The sequence below is a fragment of the Parashewanella sp. 2304DJ23-3 genome, from assembly GCF_056591695.1.
The window spans coordinates 146,851-162,103 of sequence record NZ_JBWQOH010000003.1 but is presented as its reverse complement, the minus strand read 5'-3'; the positions used below and the strand labels follow the sequence as shown (position 1 = coordinate 162,103).

At 40.3% G+C, this 15,253-nt stretch carries 15 protein-coding genes; 6 read left to right on the top strand and 9 right to left on the bottom strand.

Annotated features, from left to right (window positions below; all coding sequences use genetic code 11):
• Positions 1 to 15 precede the first annotated feature (15 nt).
• The 6 genes from thiC to thiH are packed head-to-tail and all read left to right on the top strand — an operon-like array spanning position 16 to position 6,482.
• Positions 16 to 2,034 (top strand): phosphomethylpyrimidine synthase ThiC, encoded by a 2,019-nt coding sequence (gene thiC / locus AC1EU2_RS08745; RefSeq protein ID WP_480297847.1) that lies wholly within the window; start codon positions 16 to 18, stop codon positions 2,032 to 2,034.
• Positions 2,009 to 3,610, top strand: coding sequence for a bifunctional hydroxymethylpyrimidine kinase/phosphomethylpyrimidine kinase (locus tag AC1EU2_RS08740; RefSeq protein ID WP_480297845.1), 1,602 nt, complete (start codon positions 2,009 to 2,011; stop codon positions 3,608 to 3,610). Before thiC ends, AC1EU2_RS08740 begins: the two co-directional genes overlap by 26 nt.
• Positions 3,607 to 4,377 carry a HesA/MoeB/ThiF family protein gene (locus AC1EU2_RS08735; RefSeq protein ID WP_480297844.1) on the top strand — a complete coding sequence of 257 codons (771 nt, stop codon included), beginning with the start codon at positions 3,607 to 3,609 and terminating at the stop codon, positions 4,375 to 4,377. Before AC1EU2_RS08740 ends, AC1EU2_RS08735 begins: the two co-directional genes overlap by 4 nt.
• Positions 4,374 to 4,586 (top strand): sulfur carrier protein ThiS, encoded by a 213-nt coding sequence (thiS, locus tag AC1EU2_RS08730; RefSeq protein ID WP_480297843.1) that lies wholly within the window; start codon positions 4,374 to 4,376, stop codon positions 4,584 to 4,586. Before AC1EU2_RS08735 ends, thiS begins: the two co-directional genes overlap by 4 nt.
• A gap of 1 nt (position 4,587) precedes the next feature.
• Positions 4,588 to 5,361 (top strand): thiazole synthase, encoded by a 774-nt coding sequence (locus AC1EU2_RS08725; RefSeq protein ID WP_480297841.1) that lies wholly within the window; start codon positions 4,588 to 4,590, stop codon positions 5,359 to 5,361.
• A gap of 5 nt (positions 5,362 to 5,366) precedes the next feature.
• Positions 5,367 to 6,482 (top strand): 2-iminoacetate synthase ThiH, encoded by a 1,116-nt coding sequence (gene thiH, locus AC1EU2_RS08720; RefSeq protein WP_480297840.1) that lies wholly within the window; start codon positions 5,367 to 5,369, stop codon positions 6,480 to 6,482.
• 93 nt (positions 6,483 to 6,575) lie between these two features.
• Here thiH and AC1EU2_RS08715 read toward each other — a convergent pair whose 3' ends face one another.
• From AC1EU2_RS08715 to hisG, 9 genes are read right to left on the bottom strand one after another with little or no spacing between them, the layout of a single operon-like run.
• Positions 6,576 to 7,949 (bottom strand): cytochrome P450, encoded by a 1,374-nt coding sequence (locus AC1EU2_RS08715; RefSeq protein ID WP_480297838.1) that lies wholly within the window; start codon positions 7,947 to 7,949, stop codon positions 6,576 to 6,578.
• A gap of 26 nt (positions 7,950 to 7,975) precedes the next feature.
• On the bottom strand, positions 7,976 to 8,590 hold the full coding sequence (gene hisIE / locus AC1EU2_RS08710; protein WP_480297836.1) for a bifunctional phosphoribosyl-AMP cyclohydrolase/phosphoribosyl-ATP diphosphatase HisIE: 615 nt from the start codon (positions 8,588 to 8,590) through the stop codon (positions 7,976 to 7,978).
• Position 8,591: 1 nt separating this feature from the next.
• Positions 8,592 to 9,365 carry an imidazole glycerol phosphate synthase subunit HisF gene (gene hisF / locus AC1EU2_RS08705; protein WP_480297835.1) on the bottom strand — a complete coding sequence of 258 codons (774 nt, stop codon included), beginning with the start codon at positions 9,363 to 9,365 and terminating at the stop codon, positions 8,592 to 8,594.
• Positions 9,347 to 10,084: a 1-(5-phosphoribosyl)-5-[(5-phosphoribosylamino)methylideneamino]imidazole-4-carboxamide isomerase gene (gene hisA / locus AC1EU2_RS08700; protein ID WP_480297833.1), complete on the bottom strand. Its 738-nt coding sequence runs from the start codon at positions 10,082 to 10,084 to the stop codon at positions 9,347 to 9,349. The genes hisF and hisA overlap by 19 nt, the downstream gene beginning before the upstream one ends.
• Positions 10,085 to 10,087: 3 nt before the next feature.
• Positions 10,088 to 10,705 carry an imidazole glycerol phosphate synthase subunit HisH gene (gene hisH, locus AC1EU2_RS08695; protein WP_480297832.1) on the bottom strand — a complete coding sequence of 206 codons (618 nt, stop codon included), beginning with the start codon at positions 10,703 to 10,705 and terminating at the stop codon, positions 10,088 to 10,090.
• 2 nt (positions 10,706 to 10,707) lie between these two features.
• Positions 10,708 to 11,796, bottom strand: a complete 1,089-nt coding sequence (gene hisB, locus AC1EU2_RS08690) for a bifunctional histidinol-phosphatase/imidazoleglycerol-phosphate dehydratase HisB (RefSeq protein WP_480297830.1) — start codon at positions 11,794 to 11,796, stop codon at positions 10,708 to 10,710.
• Positions 11,796 to 12,872, bottom strand: coding sequence for a histidinol-phosphate transaminase (hisC, locus tag AC1EU2_RS08685; RefSeq protein ID WP_480297828.1), 1,077 nt, complete (start codon positions 12,870 to 12,872; stop codon positions 11,796 to 11,798). Before hisC ends, hisB begins: the two co-directional genes overlap by 1 nt.
• Positions 12,872 to 14,173: a histidinol dehydrogenase gene (gene hisD / locus AC1EU2_RS08680; protein ID WP_480297827.1), complete on the bottom strand. Its 1,302-nt coding sequence runs from the start codon at positions 14,171 to 14,173 to the stop codon at positions 12,872 to 12,874. The genes hisC and hisD overlap by 1 nt, the downstream gene beginning before the upstream one ends.
• A gap of 3 nt (positions 14,174 to 14,176) precedes the next feature.
• Positions 14,177 to 15,067: an ATP phosphoribosyltransferase gene (gene hisG / locus AC1EU2_RS08675; RefSeq protein WP_480297826.1), complete on the bottom strand. Its 891-nt coding sequence runs from the start codon at positions 15,065 to 15,067 to the stop codon at positions 14,177 to 14,179.
• Between the last annotated feature and the right edge of the window lie 186 nt (positions 15,068 to 15,253).

Genomic DNA, 15,253 nt, shown 5'->3' with positions numbered 1-15,253 from the left:
ATTGTGAGATTGCTTATGCACACCAATACACGGAACGAAAGCCTTCATAGTGAAGGCCATTTTGAAAACAGTAATTCTAAAAAAATCACTCGCAGAGAGCGCCGTGATCAAGCAAGTGAATTTATTTATCATTTGAAACCAGAGCAGTTTCCAAACTCAGAAAAGACGTACGTTGAAGGAAGCCGAAAAGATATTCAGGTTGGTATGCGGAAAATTGCACAAACAGATACCATCCTTGGAGGGTCTGCAGATGAGCCTATTACTGAACCAAACCCACCAATAAATGTTTATGACTGTACAGGCCCTTATTCCGATCCACATTCAGAAATTAATGTGAGAGATGGTCTGCCAAAACACCGTCGTAATTGGATTTTAGAAAGAGAGGATACCGAAGAACTTGATAATGTGAGCTCAAACTTCACACAACAAAGACTGATTGATGATGGTTTAGATCATTTACGTTTTGAAGCTTTACCAAAACCTAGAAGAGCTAAAGCTGGTAAACGAGTAACTCAACTCTATTATGCAAGACAGGGTATTGTGACTCCAGAGATGGAATACATTTCAATTCGTGAAAATATGGCGAGAGCCGAATTTGCGAATTCAGAAATTGCAAAACGTACTCCAGGAAATAGTTTCGGTGCCAGAATTGGTGAAGCAATTACTCCAGAATTCGTCCGTGAAGAAGTGGCACGAGGCCGTGCAATCATTCCTAACAATATCAATCATCCAGAATCAGAGCCGATGATCATTGGGCGTAACTTTTTAGTGAAAGTTAACGCTAATATCGGAAACTCTGCTGTTACTTCTTCGATTGAAGAAGAAGTTGAAAAACTGGTTTGGTCTATTCGCTGGGGGGCTGACAACGTAATGGATTTGTCTACAGGTCGATATATCCATGAAACTCGTGAATGGCTGATCAGAAACTCACCCGTACCAATCGGAACCGTTCCTATCTATCAAGCTTTAGAAAAAGTAAACGGTGTAGCTGAAGACTTAACGTGGGAAATGTATCGTGACACGTTAATTGAACAGGCAGAACAAGGTGTCGATTACTTCACCATTCACGCTGGTGTATTACTTCGTTATGTTCCAATGACAGCCAAGCGAGTGACGGGCATCGTGTCTCGGGGTGGTTCGATAATGGCGAAGTGGTGTTTGAGTCATCATAAAGAAAGCTTTTTATATACGCACTTCAAAGAAATTTGTGAAATTTGTGCACAATACGACGTAGCACTATCTCTGGGTGACGGTATGCGCCCCGGCTCAATTGCTGACGCTAATGATGAAGCACAATTTGCAGAACTAGAAACACTCGGAGAGCTCACTAAAGTTGCGTGGGAGTACGATGTTCAAGTCATGATTGAAGGTCCCGGTCATATTCCAATGCATATGATCAAAGAGAACGTAGAAAAGCAACTTGAGATCTGTGATGAGGCTCCATTCTACACATTAGGCCCACAGACAACCGATATCGCACCGGGTTATGACCATTTCACATCTGGTATTGGTGCAGCAATGATTGGCTGGTTTGGTGTCGCAATGCTTTGTTATGTGACACCTAAAGAACACTTAGGTTTACCAAATAAAGAAGATGTAAAACAAGGTTTAATAGCTTATAAGATTGCGGCTCACGCTGCTGATGTTGCAAAAGGTCATCCAGCCGCACAAATTCGTGATAATGCACTTTCAAAAGCTCGTTTTGAATTCAGATGGGAAGATCAGTTTAATCTAGGTTTAGATCCTTATACCTCTCGTGAATATCATGATGACAGCTTGCCTCAGGAGTCAGCCAAAGTCGCACACTTCTGCTCAATGTGCGGTCCAAAATTCTGTTCGATGAAGATTACTCAGGATGTCCGTGATTATGCCGCTGTATTAGAAGCTAAAGGCATAGAAATTAATAGTCATACGGATTATGAAAAGCTATCGAAAGAGATTAACGAAGGAATGACACAAAAATCAAACGAATTCAAAGCTACAGGCTCAGAAATCTATCATGTAGTTGATGACGCTAAGAAAGAGAGCGCTTGATATGCCTGAAGATTTAGAGCTTAGTACTTGTTCTAATCGCCCGATTGTCTGGAGCATTGCTGCTTCAGACTCTGGTGGTGGAGCAGGAATACAAGCTGATTTACAAACAATAAATGACTTGTCTTGTCATGCTTGTACTGTCATTACAGGGGTTACTGCACAAAGTAGTGTTGCCGTTGATTTGGTTGAGCCTGTTACTCAAAGCATGCTAAGGCAACAGTTAGATACGCTAGCTACGGATTTATCACCAAAAGCAATTAAAATTGGTTTGTTAGTAGATCAACAGCAAATCGAATTACTTAGTTATTGGTTAAAAAATATTAAAGAGGTTAACCGCCACGTTCACTTAATACTTGACCCTGTTTTAGTTGCTTCTTGCGGTGACAACTTAAGCGACAATACACGTATTGATTTTAGCCCATTGAAGGGGGTGATAACCCTATTAACACCAAATTATTCTGAATTGCATCAGCTAACATCGCATCTCAATAATGCGTCGGTAGTCGATAGAGCTCGCTATTTGGCAGAACAACTTGATTGCAGTGTATTAGCGAAAGGGGGCGATATACCAAATAGCGATTCGCAAGCGGAAGACATTCTTATTTGTCGTAATGTGAATCATTGTAGTGAAGTGCACCAAAATGAGATCATTCATTTTATTAACAATAGAGTTGAGTCTAATAACACCCACGGCACAGGCTGTTCGCTTTCCTCTGCGATTGCGGCGTTCCTTGCACATGGTTATCCACTTCAAGATGCTGTATTGCAAGCTAAGGCATATGTACAAAAAGGTATCGAGTGCAGTTATCAAATTGGAGAGGGCGCTGGACCGATAGCGAAAACAGGTTGGCCAACTGACTTTTCACAGTTTCCAGTTATTCGATGTGAAGCTTCAAAAGTACATATCGACGATAAAATGAAGCCTTTTAAAGCTATCGATGGGGATATTGGCGTTTACCCTGTTGTAGATAGTGTAGATATGATTGCATCACTATTATCAGTCGGATGTAAAACCATTCAGCTCAGAATCAAAGAAAAGCTTGTTGAAAAGAATGGATTGGATTGGCTGGAACAACAAATAGCAAAGGCTGTTGAGCTTGGTAACAAGCATAAAGCGCAAGTTTTCGTTAATGATCATTGGCAACTTGCTATAAAACTTAAAGCATTCGGAATTCACTTAGGACAAGAGGACGTATATCGCGCTGACCTGAATTTAATCAAGTCATCTGGCTTAGCGTTGGGATTATCGAGTCATGGTGTTTTTGAAGCGTTACTTGCTCATCAATTAAAGCCTTCTTATATCGCCATTGGTCATATCTATCCAACACCCACAAAAGATATGCCTTCTCTTCCACAAGGTATAAGTAAAGTTGAAAGGCAAGTGAGCATACTATCCTGTCACATCCCTTTAATTGCGATCGGTGGAATCAATGCAGAGCGCTTTCATATCATCAAAAAAACGGGTGTGCATGGTGTTGCTGTAGTAAGAGCAGTAACCCAAGCTGACAAACCACAACGCGCATTTACAGAGCTAACCCGTCTGTGGGAGAAATCGTCAAGGCAGGAAGCAGTATGAATATTAGCGATAAAGAATTCATGCGTTATTCACGGCAAATACTATTACCGAGTGTTGGCGAACAAGGTCAAATAAACTTGAAAACAAGCCAAGCGATAATCATAGGTATTGGTGGCTTAGGTACGCTTGTCGCTCATTACCTTGCAGCGGCGGGTGTTGGTGAGATCGTGCTGGTGGACGGAGATAAAGTTGAAAGTAGCAATTTACCAAGACAGCTTCTATTTTCAGAAAACGATATTGGAAAAAATAAAGCTACAGTGGCCTTTATTAAACTGCAGCAGCAATATTCGAACATCCACATAAATGTAAGAGCTGAAATGTTTACTGATGCATTACAGCTGGATTTTGTGAATCAAACAGTTGTGTTTGATTGCTGTGATAACTTTGAAAGCAGGCATCATATCAATCGGTTTTGTGTTAATAATTCACTCCCTCTTATCAGTGCTGCGGCAGCTAACTTCAATGGTCAATTGTTTGCTTATTATCCATTAGAGTCTGGCTGCTATAACTGCTTGTACCCAGAGCAAGTTGAAATTAATGATAGTTGCAGAAGTGTTGGGATTTTAGGCCCCATGGTTGGTACGTTGGCATCAATGCAGGCCTTAACCGGTTTAAAAGTCATGCTCGGTGAAAAACAAGTTTTCGGAAAACTGTGGTTATTCGATGGAGAGACTTTCCAGTGGCGGACTGCTTTGCTGGAGCAGGACCCCAGCTGCTCGGTTTGTGCTACCACGGGTCAACACACAATCAAGGAGAACGTCGCATGATTAACATTAAGTTTAATGGCGAAGATATCTCAATAGAGTCAAATCTTACTATTCAAGCATTTCTGGTGTTAGACGTAGCGAAAATTAAAAATGTGAATGCTATTGCTGTCGTTGTAAATGAACGAATACTTCCTCGCTCAAAATGGACTGACATTACATGTCAGGAACATGATCAAATCGAAGTATTCAAAGCAGTAGCTGGAGGTTAAGGTGTTAAAAATTTCGAATGATGAGTTTGAATCTAGATTGTTTACAGGCACAGGTAAATTCAGTTCAAGCAAGTTAATGCTAGAGTCATTGGTTCAATCAGGTTCTGAAATGGCTACTATTGCCATGAAAAGAATTGATATTAAAAGTGGTACAGATGATCTATTGGAGCCGTTACGACATTCAGGTATAAAAATATTGCCTAATACCTCAGGTGCACGGAATGCTAAAGAAGCCATCTTTGCAGCAGGACTGTCTAGAGAGTTATTTGGTACGAATTGGATAAAATTAGAGATTCATCCTGATCAACGTTATTTAATGCCTGATCCAATTGAAACGCTTGAAGCTGCAAAAGAACTCTGCCAACAAGGATATGTGGTTATGCCGTATGTTCATGCGGATCCTGTGTTGTGTTGTCGTTTACAAGAGGTTGGCTGTGCAGCGGTCATGCCTTTAGGGTCACCAATTGGCAGTAATCAAGGCTTAGTGACTGATGACTTCCTTAAAATCATCATTGAACAAGCTCAAGTGCCTGTTGTCGTAGATGCAGGGATAGGTGCGCCTTCACATGCAGCAAGAGCTATGGAACTTGGTGCGGATGCAGTACTCGTTAATACAGCCATAGCGAGTAGTCGTGATCCTGTGACAATGGCTAAATGCTTTAAAGCAGCCGTTAAAGCGGGACGTGATGCATATGTCGCAGGGTTAGGTACAATTTCTAGCACTGCAAATAACACCAGTCCTCTCACTGGCTTTTTAAACTCAACTTCTCTTTAAGCCTTATGAATACTTTTACTGATGTGTTTAAAAATATCCCTCGGGATAAATTGTCATTGAAAATTTATTCGGCAACGGATAAAGATGTCGAAAGGGCGCTTAATCAGCCAGAACGAAACCTTGATAATCTCTTAGCTTTATTGTCGCCTGCAGCAGAACCATATATTGAACAGATGGCTCAAGCTTCTGTTAGCAATACACGCAAAAGGTTTGGTTCTAATATTGGCATGTACTTACCAATGTATGTATCAAATTTATGTGCTAATGAATGCGACTATTGTGGTTTTACCATGAGTAATAAAATTAAAAGAAAAATTTTATCTCATGATGAAATTCGTCAAGAATGTGAAATCATTAAAGCGCAGGGTTACGATTCTATTTTGATTGTCTCTGGTGAGCATGAAACAAAAGTTGGTATTAATTACTTCAATGAAATTATTCCAATCATAAAGCAATATTTCAGTTATATCGCATTTGAAGTTCAACCCTTGAAAGAGGATGAATATAAGGATCTATCAAAACAGGGAATGGATGCGGTGATGGTTTATCAAGAAACTTATCATCCTGAAACCTATCGCCAACATCATACTCGAGGGCATAAGTCCGACTTCCAATATCGGCTAGAAACGCCGGATCGTCTTGGCAGAGCTCATGTAGATAAAATTGGTTTAGGTGTTTTATTAGGACTCGATGATTGGCGTCTTGATGCACTGTTAATGGGTCACCATTTATATTATCTAGAACATAAATACTGGCGAAGTCGATATAGTGTTTCTTTGCCTAGGTTGCGCCCTTGTGTTGGCGGCGTTAACCCGAAAGTTGAATTAACGGATATTGGTCTTGTTCAGTTAATCAGTGCATTTAGGTTGTTCAATCCTCAATTAGACATCAGTTTGTCTACACGTGAGACACCTGATTTCCGGGACAATATTATTTCTTTAGGAATTACTCAAACAAGTGCAGGTAGCTCAACGGAACCAGGAGGCTATTTGCATCCTAATGAAGAACTGAACCAATTTGAAATAGGTGATGAACGAAGTGTCTATGAAGTTGTAGCTGCAATTAAAAGCAAAGGATTAACTCCAGTGTTTAAAGATTGGGAGTCCGAATGGATTAACTAACCTTACCAGAGCTTCCGTATTCTTAATGTGAGTTGAATTATCCTGATTAGACAATCAATATCCGTAATTCAACTATTTCTACCTCAATATGCTCTAGTGATTAAAAACAATTTTACACATGAATGTTTTTGGTGAGAGTGTAAATGCAAAATGTTCTTCGACTGAGGCACTTGATTGAAGAGGGATTACATCAAAGTCTTTCATTAAGGTAGAGAATGCGAGTTTAATTTCTGTCATCGCTAACGAACGTCCGGGACACATTCTACTTCCTCCACCAAATGGCAAAATTTCATTGGTTGAGTTTGAATGGCTCCCAAGCCATCGTTCAGGTTCAAATTCAAAAGGTCGTTCAAAAGTATTTTTATCATTTGAACATGCGTTTAGCGCTAATATGAGAAGCGTACCTGCTTTTACGGTGACATCTTGCACGACGGTATTCTTTTTTGTCTCAATATATAGCAGCGGTGCTACAGGTTTTTGTCTCATGGCTTCAAGTGCAATTGCTGTAACGTATGTAAATCGTTGCTTTAGAATTTCAGGCGTGGTTTTAAAATCAATTTCAGTTAACTCATTCAGAATTTTTTGTTTAACCAGTGGCCTATCCGAAATTTGATGGACCATCCACGTAAGGGTATTTGCTGTAGTGTCTTCACCTGCGAGTAACATGGTAACAGCATTCGCAATGATCATCTCATCGGTAAGATCTTGATTTTTTTGTTGTGCTATCAGCATCATTTGCAACATGTTTTGTGGTAGTTGGCTCAATGACGGGTTCTGAATAAGAAGCCCTTTTTGATGCTGAATGAATTTTTGAACTTGTTCTTTAATGTAATTAATTGCTGAATCGAATCGTCTATCTGCGGGCATCTTCATATAACGCCACAATGGTATGGGAGAAAGGCATCTTTGGTTTATCATCGGGAAAATCAACTCTAAACTCTGTTCAAGCTTACTCTCTGATAAGTTTAACGTATTTAAATCTTCTCCAAATGCTAGGTTTGTTGTTATATCGACGGTATATCGTTTAAATTCTTTCAATAAATCCACGTCAGAGTCAGTAGAAGCGAGGTGCAAAAAACGCTTATGAAGACGCTGAGTGATTTTCATTAAAATTGGCGTAAAATTTTGTATATGGTTAGGAACAAAAATGGCTTCTGAAAGTTGTCGGTTTTGAACCCAGTTATCTCCTTCAGAAGAAAACACGCCATTAATCCCAGCTTCTTCGAATCTATCTTCAATCAAACTAGAACGCCTGAAAATAGTTGGCCTCTTTTTTAGAATGTCTTGAATACTAGCGCGGTCGCACACAACTAGTGCATCGTTAAGACCGAGTTTTATTCTGTAGAGATCACCATAGTTTTTAGACCAACTTACAAGCTTTTTGTGAATATCAGGTTTATTAAGGAGGCTAACATGTCCAAGCAGGCCACTCGCAGGTGGCATAGGCAAATCCTTAAGAGACAGCATTAATTCCTCCAGATAATAAAAATATTCTAATTATGCCTTTCATCTAAACGGTTAATGACTTGTTTAAATGACAACTCCTGATCTTCGAGCAATACTAGCAAATGAAATAATAGGTCAGAAGCTTCGTTGATTAATTCTTGTTTATCTTCAGTTGCAGCAGCTAAAGCCGTTTCGACACCTTCTTCTCCAACCTTTTGCGCAATTCGTTTAGTACCTGACTCAAAAAGGGAGCGGGTATAACTTGACGATGGACCTTTTTGCTTTCTTTTTTCAATCAGCTTTATTAAATTGAGTAGAAAAGGGTCTACCTCTTTTTCATCCCAACAACTTGTTGTGTTTAAGTGGCACGTTGGGCCATCGGGAACAGCTTGGATTAACAGTGCATCATTATCGCAATCAACTGCTATGGACTTTAAATGAAGGTAATTTTCAGACGACTCGCCTTTAGTCCAAAGTCGATTTTTACTACGACTATAGAATGTTACCTTTTCTTCAACTTGAGTCTTAATAATGGCTTGTTCATTCATATAACCAAGCATTAAAACTTGGCCAGAGTGGAAGTCTTGAACAATGGCTGGAACTAAACCGTTTAACTTGTGCCAATCAATGCTGCATATTTGTTCATCATTTAACTTTTTCATCTTATGGCCTTATACAAATATCATTAAAATCTAATTCGTTTTTGAGCTGCTCAATCGAAATAACACGCTTGTGAAATACACTAGCTGCGAGCGCTCCGTCTACGTTTACGTCTTTAAATACATCAATAAAGTGCTGAATCGAGCCAGCTCCGCCTGAGGCGATTAATGGTACGTTACAAACATCTCTCACTTTAGTAAGTTGTTTTAAATCATAGCCGTTTCTAACGCCATCTTGATTAATCGCATTTAGCACAATTTCGCCACAGCCAAGCTGTTGTACTTCTTCTACCCAATCTAATGTATTCCACTGGGTGAACGACGATGTGATCTCATCCCCAGTAAATTGTTTAACCTTGTAGTTGTTTGTATCAGCATCAAAGTACGAGTCGACACCAACAACAATGCATTGTTTTCCAAACTCATCCTGTAATCGTTGGATGAGGCTAGGATCAGAAAGTGCAGGGGAGTTAACCGACACTTTGTCTGCTCCATGCTTTAATACGTCACGGGCTTGATCGATAGATTTAATGCCACCAGCTACACAAAACGGAATATCTATTTGTTCGGCAATGCTTTTGATCCAATCTTTATCGACACCATAACCGTGAGCACTGGCCGTAATGTCATAAAATACTAATTCATCGGCACCTTCGTCAGAGTAAAATTTTGCAAGATCAACGATTTCACCGACGATTTCGTGGTTTTTAAATTGAACACCTTTAACCACTTTTCCGTCTCTAACGTCTAAGCAAGGTATTATGCGTTTTGCCAACATGAAATCGCCTCCTCGACAGTAAACTCATTGATCAAAAGCGCCTTACCGATGATCAAACTGTTCGCACCGCTTTGTTTAACTGCTGATACATCTGAAAGGTTTCCAATTCCGCCAGAGGCTTGCCAATGAATGTCAGGAAATTGCTGGTGGAGTTCTTGATACAAGTTAACATTTGAGCCTGATAACGTACCGTCACAACTGATGTCCGTCACCAAAGCGTGTTTTAGACCAACAATTTGATATTGATGAATCAGTTGTTCAATAGTGTATTCTGACGCTTGCTGCCAACCAGAAACCGCCACCACTTTATTTCCATTTTTGTCAATGTTGATGTCTAATGCTAAACAGATATGTTCATTGCCAAACTCTTTAAACCATTCAGACACAAGTTGTGGCTGCTTAACCGCTAATGATCCAATAACCACACGAGATACACCTGCATCAAGGAGTTCTTTGACTTGTTGTTTAGTTCGTATTCCGCCACCCACTTGAACGGAGGCGTTAAGCTCAGAGGCTAAATGTTTTATTAGTGTCAGTTGTCGTTTATCGGGGGATTTTGCACCCGTCAAATCGACAATATGGAGCCACTTTGCACCTTGTTGTTGGTAGCTAAGAAGTTGTGTAAGTGGCTCAACATCAAAATCGGTTTGTTGAGCATAATCACCCTGAAATAACCTTACGACTTTGCCATCAATGAGATCGACTGCTGGAATTATCATTTTTTACCTCATTGCACAGAAGTTAGAGAGTATTTTGGAACCAATAGAACTGCTTTTTTCTGGGTGAAATTGCAGTCCAATAAAATTATTGTGAGCAATTCCTGCGCTGAAATGCTGTCCATAATCACAAGTAGCAATGGTAAATTTACTGACTGGCGCACAAAAGCTATGAACAAAATAGGCAAAGCTCTTAGCATCCAGCCCTGCAAAAATTTGATGTTGTTCAAAATCAATCAGTTTATTCCAACCCATGTGAGGGAGTGATAGTTCATGACACTCTAATTCAATAATGTCTGTTGGAATCACGTTCAAACAATCTGTAACAACGCCACCTTCAGTTGATGATCTTGCTAACAGCTGCATGCCCAAACAAATGCCTAAAACGGGTTGCTGAAGGTTTTGTATCACGTTGATAAAATCAAGATCGTTTAAGGATTTCATTCCAGCTGGGGCAGCACCCACACCAGGTAATAACACTCGTGCACTGTTACTAATGGTTTCTGCGTCACTGGCAACGATGACATTGTCAGTAACTCGAATAAGCGCTTGATACACTGACGTTAGATTGCATACGCCGGTATCAATAATAACCGTAGCATTCTCCATGCGTTTGTTTGTCATAGTCACAAGGTTCCCTTACTAGACGGCAACTCTGTACCTTCAACTTTGATTGCTTGTCTTAACGCACGACCCAATGATTTAAATAATGCCTCAACAACATGATGTTCATTCTCACCTTCAGCACTAATATGAAGGGTGCAAGCCAGTCCGTCTGCAAAGGAGCGGAAGAAATGAGGTACCATTTCAGTAGCCATTTCTCCCACTTTTTCGCGGCCGAGTTCAGCCTGGTACTTACAATAAGCACGACCTGATAAATCAATCAGGCATTCACCACGTGATTCATCCATTGGCAGAGAAAAGCCAAAACGATTGATTCCTCTTTTATTCCCAAGTGCTTTACGTAGCGCTTGACCGAGGCTAATTGCGGTATCTTCAACACTGTGGTGGTCATCGATATGGAGATCGCCATTAACCATTAGATTAAGTTCAAAACCACCGTGGGTCGCAATCTGATCAAGCATGTGGTCGTAGAAGCCAATCCCAGTTTGTATTGTGCTTTTATTTGTAGAATCTAAATCGATAGCTACGCTTATTTGTGTTTCGCTCGTATTGCGTTCAACTCTAGCTTTACGGTTAGTTGTAGTTAAGAGTTTTACGATTTCACACCAATTCATGCTTTCTCGGTCGTACTTGATGGCCTTAATTCCCATAGCATTTGCAAGTTCAACATCAGTCACCCGATCACCAATAACTGCAGACGTTTCAAAATCGATGCAACCCTTAGTCAATAAATGTTTAACTAGGCCAAGTTTAGGTTTACGGCAGCTGCAATTATCCTCGTCAAAATGAGGGCATATAAGAACATCTTTAAAATCGATACTTTGGCTTTCAAATATATTCATCATCAAATTATGCGGGGCATCAAAATCGGCTTGAGGAAACGAATCCGTACCAAGCCCATCTTGATTGCTTACCATCACCAATTGATAGCCATAACTTTGTAATTCAACAAGTGCAGGGATAACATCAGGTTCAAACTCTAATTTTGAAATGCTATCCAACTGCTTATCTATCTCAGGTTCTTTAACCAATGTTCCGTCACGATCGATGAACAGTATTTTTGTTTTTGATGTAGGTAAATATTGAGGCATTACTGTTCATCCTTACGTTGTTTTATATTGTTAAATAAACTGATGAGAGCGGAGTTTTCTGTTGTGGAACCTATCGTAAATCGTATTCCATTTTTTAGTTTTTCAACGACATATCGGCGAGCAATAATTTCTTGGTTAACTAACTCATTCCAAACGGCACCTGCATCATCAAATTCGGCATAAACAAAATTGCTGGCACTAGGTAAAATCTTTTTTGCTATACCTTTTAGCGCATCTAATAACAGTTGTTTATTTTGTTCGATAAGCTGCCTTTGTTGCTGCATGAGTGCGATACCCATTGAAGACAATGCTTGCGTCGCAATTTGTTCTACAGGAACAGAAACAGGATATGGTGCCAACACCTTCAATACTTGTTGCGTGACTTGTGGTGATGCGATTAAAAAGCCACACCTCAAGCCTGCTAAAGCAAAAGCTTTCGATAACGTCCGCAATACCACCAGATTCGGATAATCTTTAACTAAGTCTGTTACCGTATTTTCAATTGAAAAATCGATGTACGCTTCATCAACAACAACTAAGCCATAAGGTGTTCTGTCAAGCACAGCCCTAATGTCATAGGGTGTAATAATGGTTCCTGTAGGGTTATTTGGATTGCAAATGAAAGTTAGCTTGCTTTTCTCTGCATTACACCAGTCAGAAGGCAGCGTGTAATCATCATTAAACGGAACTTGAACAGTACTGACCCCACAAGTTGTTGCTGATATCTGATACATACCGTAACTAGGCGCAAAATAGCTTATGCTGTCTTTGCCTACATTGCAGAATGTTCTAATTAGTAACTCTATTGCTTCATCAGCGCCACGAGTGCAAATAACGTTTTCAGCATCAACACCTGCATAGTTAGCATAGACTTCAATCAATCGCTCTGGTTGTTGCTCTGGATAACGATTAATCGTGTCGAAGTTCACAGCACCAAGGTCAACATTGGTAAATGGTGATTCATTCGCATTGATAAAGATTTTTCCCTTACCACCAATTCTGCGTGCACTTTGATAAGGTTTCAGATCAGACAAATCTTCCCTTAACAGCGATTCTATTGAACTTTCCATTGGCATTATGCTCTCTCCTTTAGAATCGCTTGCTTACGAACTTCTATCGCTAGAGCGTGTGCATCCAGTTGTTCTTCAGTGGCAAGCGCAATAACGGTATCACTGAGATTCATAAAACCGTCCTTGCTCAGTGTTTGTACGGTGAAGCGTCGTTGGAAATCAGCTAAAGACAAGCTCGAAACTGATTTTGAGTAACCGTACGTCGGCAATACGTGATTAGTGCCACTGGCATAGTCACCAACGGACTCTGGAGAATACGCACTAACAAATACTGAACCTGCACAGCGAATATCGCTCACCAGTTGCTGTGCATTTTCGGTTTGGATGATCAAATGTTCCGGCGCATAATTATTTGACACCTCAACAGCTTGTTTCAGCGAGTCGACAATGATCGTTCTGCTATTTTTCAGTGCTTCAATAGCCGTTTCATTTCGAGAAAGTTGCGTCAGGTATTGGGTAATTTCATCTTCAACTTCAGTCGCTAAACGATCTGATGTGGTAACAAGAATTACCTGAGAGTCAACTCCATGTTCGGCTTGTGATAAAAGGTCTGAAGCAATAAAACTTGGATTAGCTTGGTCGTCTGCAATAACCAAAACTTCAGATGGCCCCGCAGGCATATCAATCGTGCAAGTCGTCGAATTATCGGCTGCGATGTGATTTTTTGCCTGCGTCACAAAACGATTACCCGGGCCGAAGATTTTATCAACAGGTTTAATTGACTCTGTGCCATAAGCCAGTGCAGCAACAGCTTGAGCACCGCCAACTTGGTAGATCTCATCAACACCACATAAATCAGCAATGTATAAAATTGCAGGATTGATTGGCGGAGGTGAAACTAACACTTTACGTTCACATCCAGCAATCATGGCAGGGATAGCCAGCATTAAAGTAGTTGAAATGAGAGGGGCGGTTCCACCTGGTATATAGAGTCCTACCGATTGAATGGCTTCAGTTCTTAGCTCACACCTTATGCCTGGGCTTGTCTCAATTACCTCAGTTTGGGACAACTGCGCACGGTGAAATGTGTTGATATTTTTAAAAGCAACGTCAATCGCTTGCTTCAATTCTTGAGAGAGTTGCTCTGCAGCCGTCGCAATTACTGATGTATCAACCTTGAGCCCAGTAATGTCTACACCATCGTACTTTTTGGTTAATTCAAATAATGTTGAATCACCATTACTTCTCACTTGTTGAATGATGTTATCTACATTGGTTTTTAGTGTCTCATCATTCACAAGTTTAGAACGTTGAAGTACAGTGCTTTTTTGTTCTGCACTGAGTTGAGACCAAACGACTTGTTCCATCACTTACCCCATCATCTTTTCAATTGGTAGGATAAGAATTGAGCTGGCACCAAGTTGCTTTAATTCTTCCATGGTGTCCCAAAAAATATCTTCACTGCTAACTGCGTGAACCGCAACCATATCTTCTCTATTAGTCAAAGACATTATGGTTGGGTTTTCGGCTCCAGGAAGTAGGTCGATAATGTTTTGTAAGTTATCTTTTGGCGCATGGAGCATAATGTATTTGCTCTCTTTCGCTTGTATTACGCCATTGATACGAGACATGATTTTATCGATTAATTCTTGCTTGGTTTGGTCAATATTGCTGGATGATTGTATTACGCAGGCTTTTGAACGAAAGATAACGTCTTTTTCGATGAGGCCGTTGGCTTCTAATGTTGCTCCTGTTGAGACTAAATCGCATATTGCATCTGCAAGTCCAGCTCTCGGTGCTACTTCAACGGATCCTTTAAGCTTACAATCTTCAAATTCATAGCCTTTGCCCGTCATAAATTTGCGTAACAGGTTAGGGTAGGACGTTGCAATGCGGAGTTGATTTAATGACTCAATGCCTTGGTAGTCAAACTCTGATGTCACAGCCAATGATAAGCGGCATTGACCGAAGTCGAGGACTCGTATCTTTTCATAACTTGCAGATTTATTGACGAATTCACGCTCATACTGTTCTTCAACCAGCACATTTTCGCCAACAATGCCTAAATCCACAACGCCATCCATGACCAAACCCGGAATGTCATCGTCACGAACTCGCAAGATATCTATTGGAAGATTATCGGAATGTGCAATTAATCGCTGCTCATTAATATTTAAACGAATACCGCATGTTTTAAGCAGTTTTAGTGACTCAGTAGCTAGTCGGCCTGATTTTTGAAGTGCAATTCTTAATCTTGTCATTGGTTTGGTGTCCTAATAAAAATTCAATTTACTGTTTTTTAAGCCTAGATAGCTTTTGGTAACGGATTAAATCAGAAACTAAAAAGCCCCTGAATTCCTTCAGGGGCTTTAGTTAAAACTTCTATCAGTCCACCGGAAGGAAAATGTCCTTCGGCGGAGATCAACCGAAGGCTATCTCATATGGTG

Excerpts from the sequence above, each read along its gene's own strand:
- AC1EU2_RS08735 (WP_480297844.1), top strand. The coding sequence starts at position 3,607 with ATGAATATTAGCGATAAAGAATTCATGCGTTATTCACGGCAAATACTA.
- hisIE (WP_480297836.1), bottom strand. The coding sequence starts at position 8,590 with ATGAAAAAGTTAAATGATGAACAAATATGCAGCATTGATTGGCACAAG.
- hisF (WP_480297835.1), bottom strand. The coding sequence starts at position 9,365 with ATGTTGGCAAAACGCATAATACCTTGCTTAGACGTTAGAGACGGAAAA.
- hisA (WP_480297833.1), bottom strand. The coding sequence starts at position 10,084 with ATGATAATTCCAGCAGTCGATCTCATTGATGGCAAAGTCGTAAGGTTA.
- thiS (WP_480297843.1), top strand. The coding sequence starts at position 4,374 with ATGATTAACATTAAGTTTAATGGCGAAGATATCTCAATAGAGTCAAAT.
- hisD (WP_480297827.1), bottom strand. The coding sequence starts at position 14,173 with ATGGAACAAGTCGTTTGGTCTCAACTCAGTGCAGAACAAAAAAGCACT.
- thiH (WP_480297840.1), top strand. The coding sequence starts at position 5,367 with ATGAATACTTTTACTGATGTGTTTAAAAATATCCCTCGGGATAAATTG.
- hisC (WP_480297828.1), bottom strand. The coding sequence starts at position 12,872 with ATGCCAATGGAAAGTTCAATAGAATCGCTGTTAAGGGAAGATTTGTCT.
- hisH (WP_480297832.1), bottom strand. The coding sequence starts at position 10,705 with ATGACAAACAAACGCATGGAGAATGCTACGGTTATTATTGATACCGGC.
- AC1EU2_RS08740 (WP_480297845.1), top strand. The coding sequence starts at position 2,009 with ATGACGCTAAGAAAGAGAGCGCTTGATATGCCTGAAGATTTAGAGCTT.
- thiC (WP_480297847.1), top strand. The coding sequence starts at position 16 with ATGCACACCAATACACGGAACGAAAGCCTTCATAGTGAAGGCCATTTT.
- hisB (WP_480297830.1), bottom strand. The coding sequence starts at position 11,796 with ATGCCTCAATATTTACCTACATCAAAAACAAAAATACTGTTCATCGAT.
- hisG (WP_480297826.1), bottom strand. The coding sequence starts at position 15,067 with ATGACAAGATTAAGAATTGCACTTCAAAAATCAGGCCGACTAGCTACT.
- AC1EU2_RS08715 (WP_480297838.1), bottom strand. The coding sequence starts at position 7,949 with ATGCTGTCTCTTAAGGATTTGCCTATGCCACCTGCGAGTGGCCTGCTT.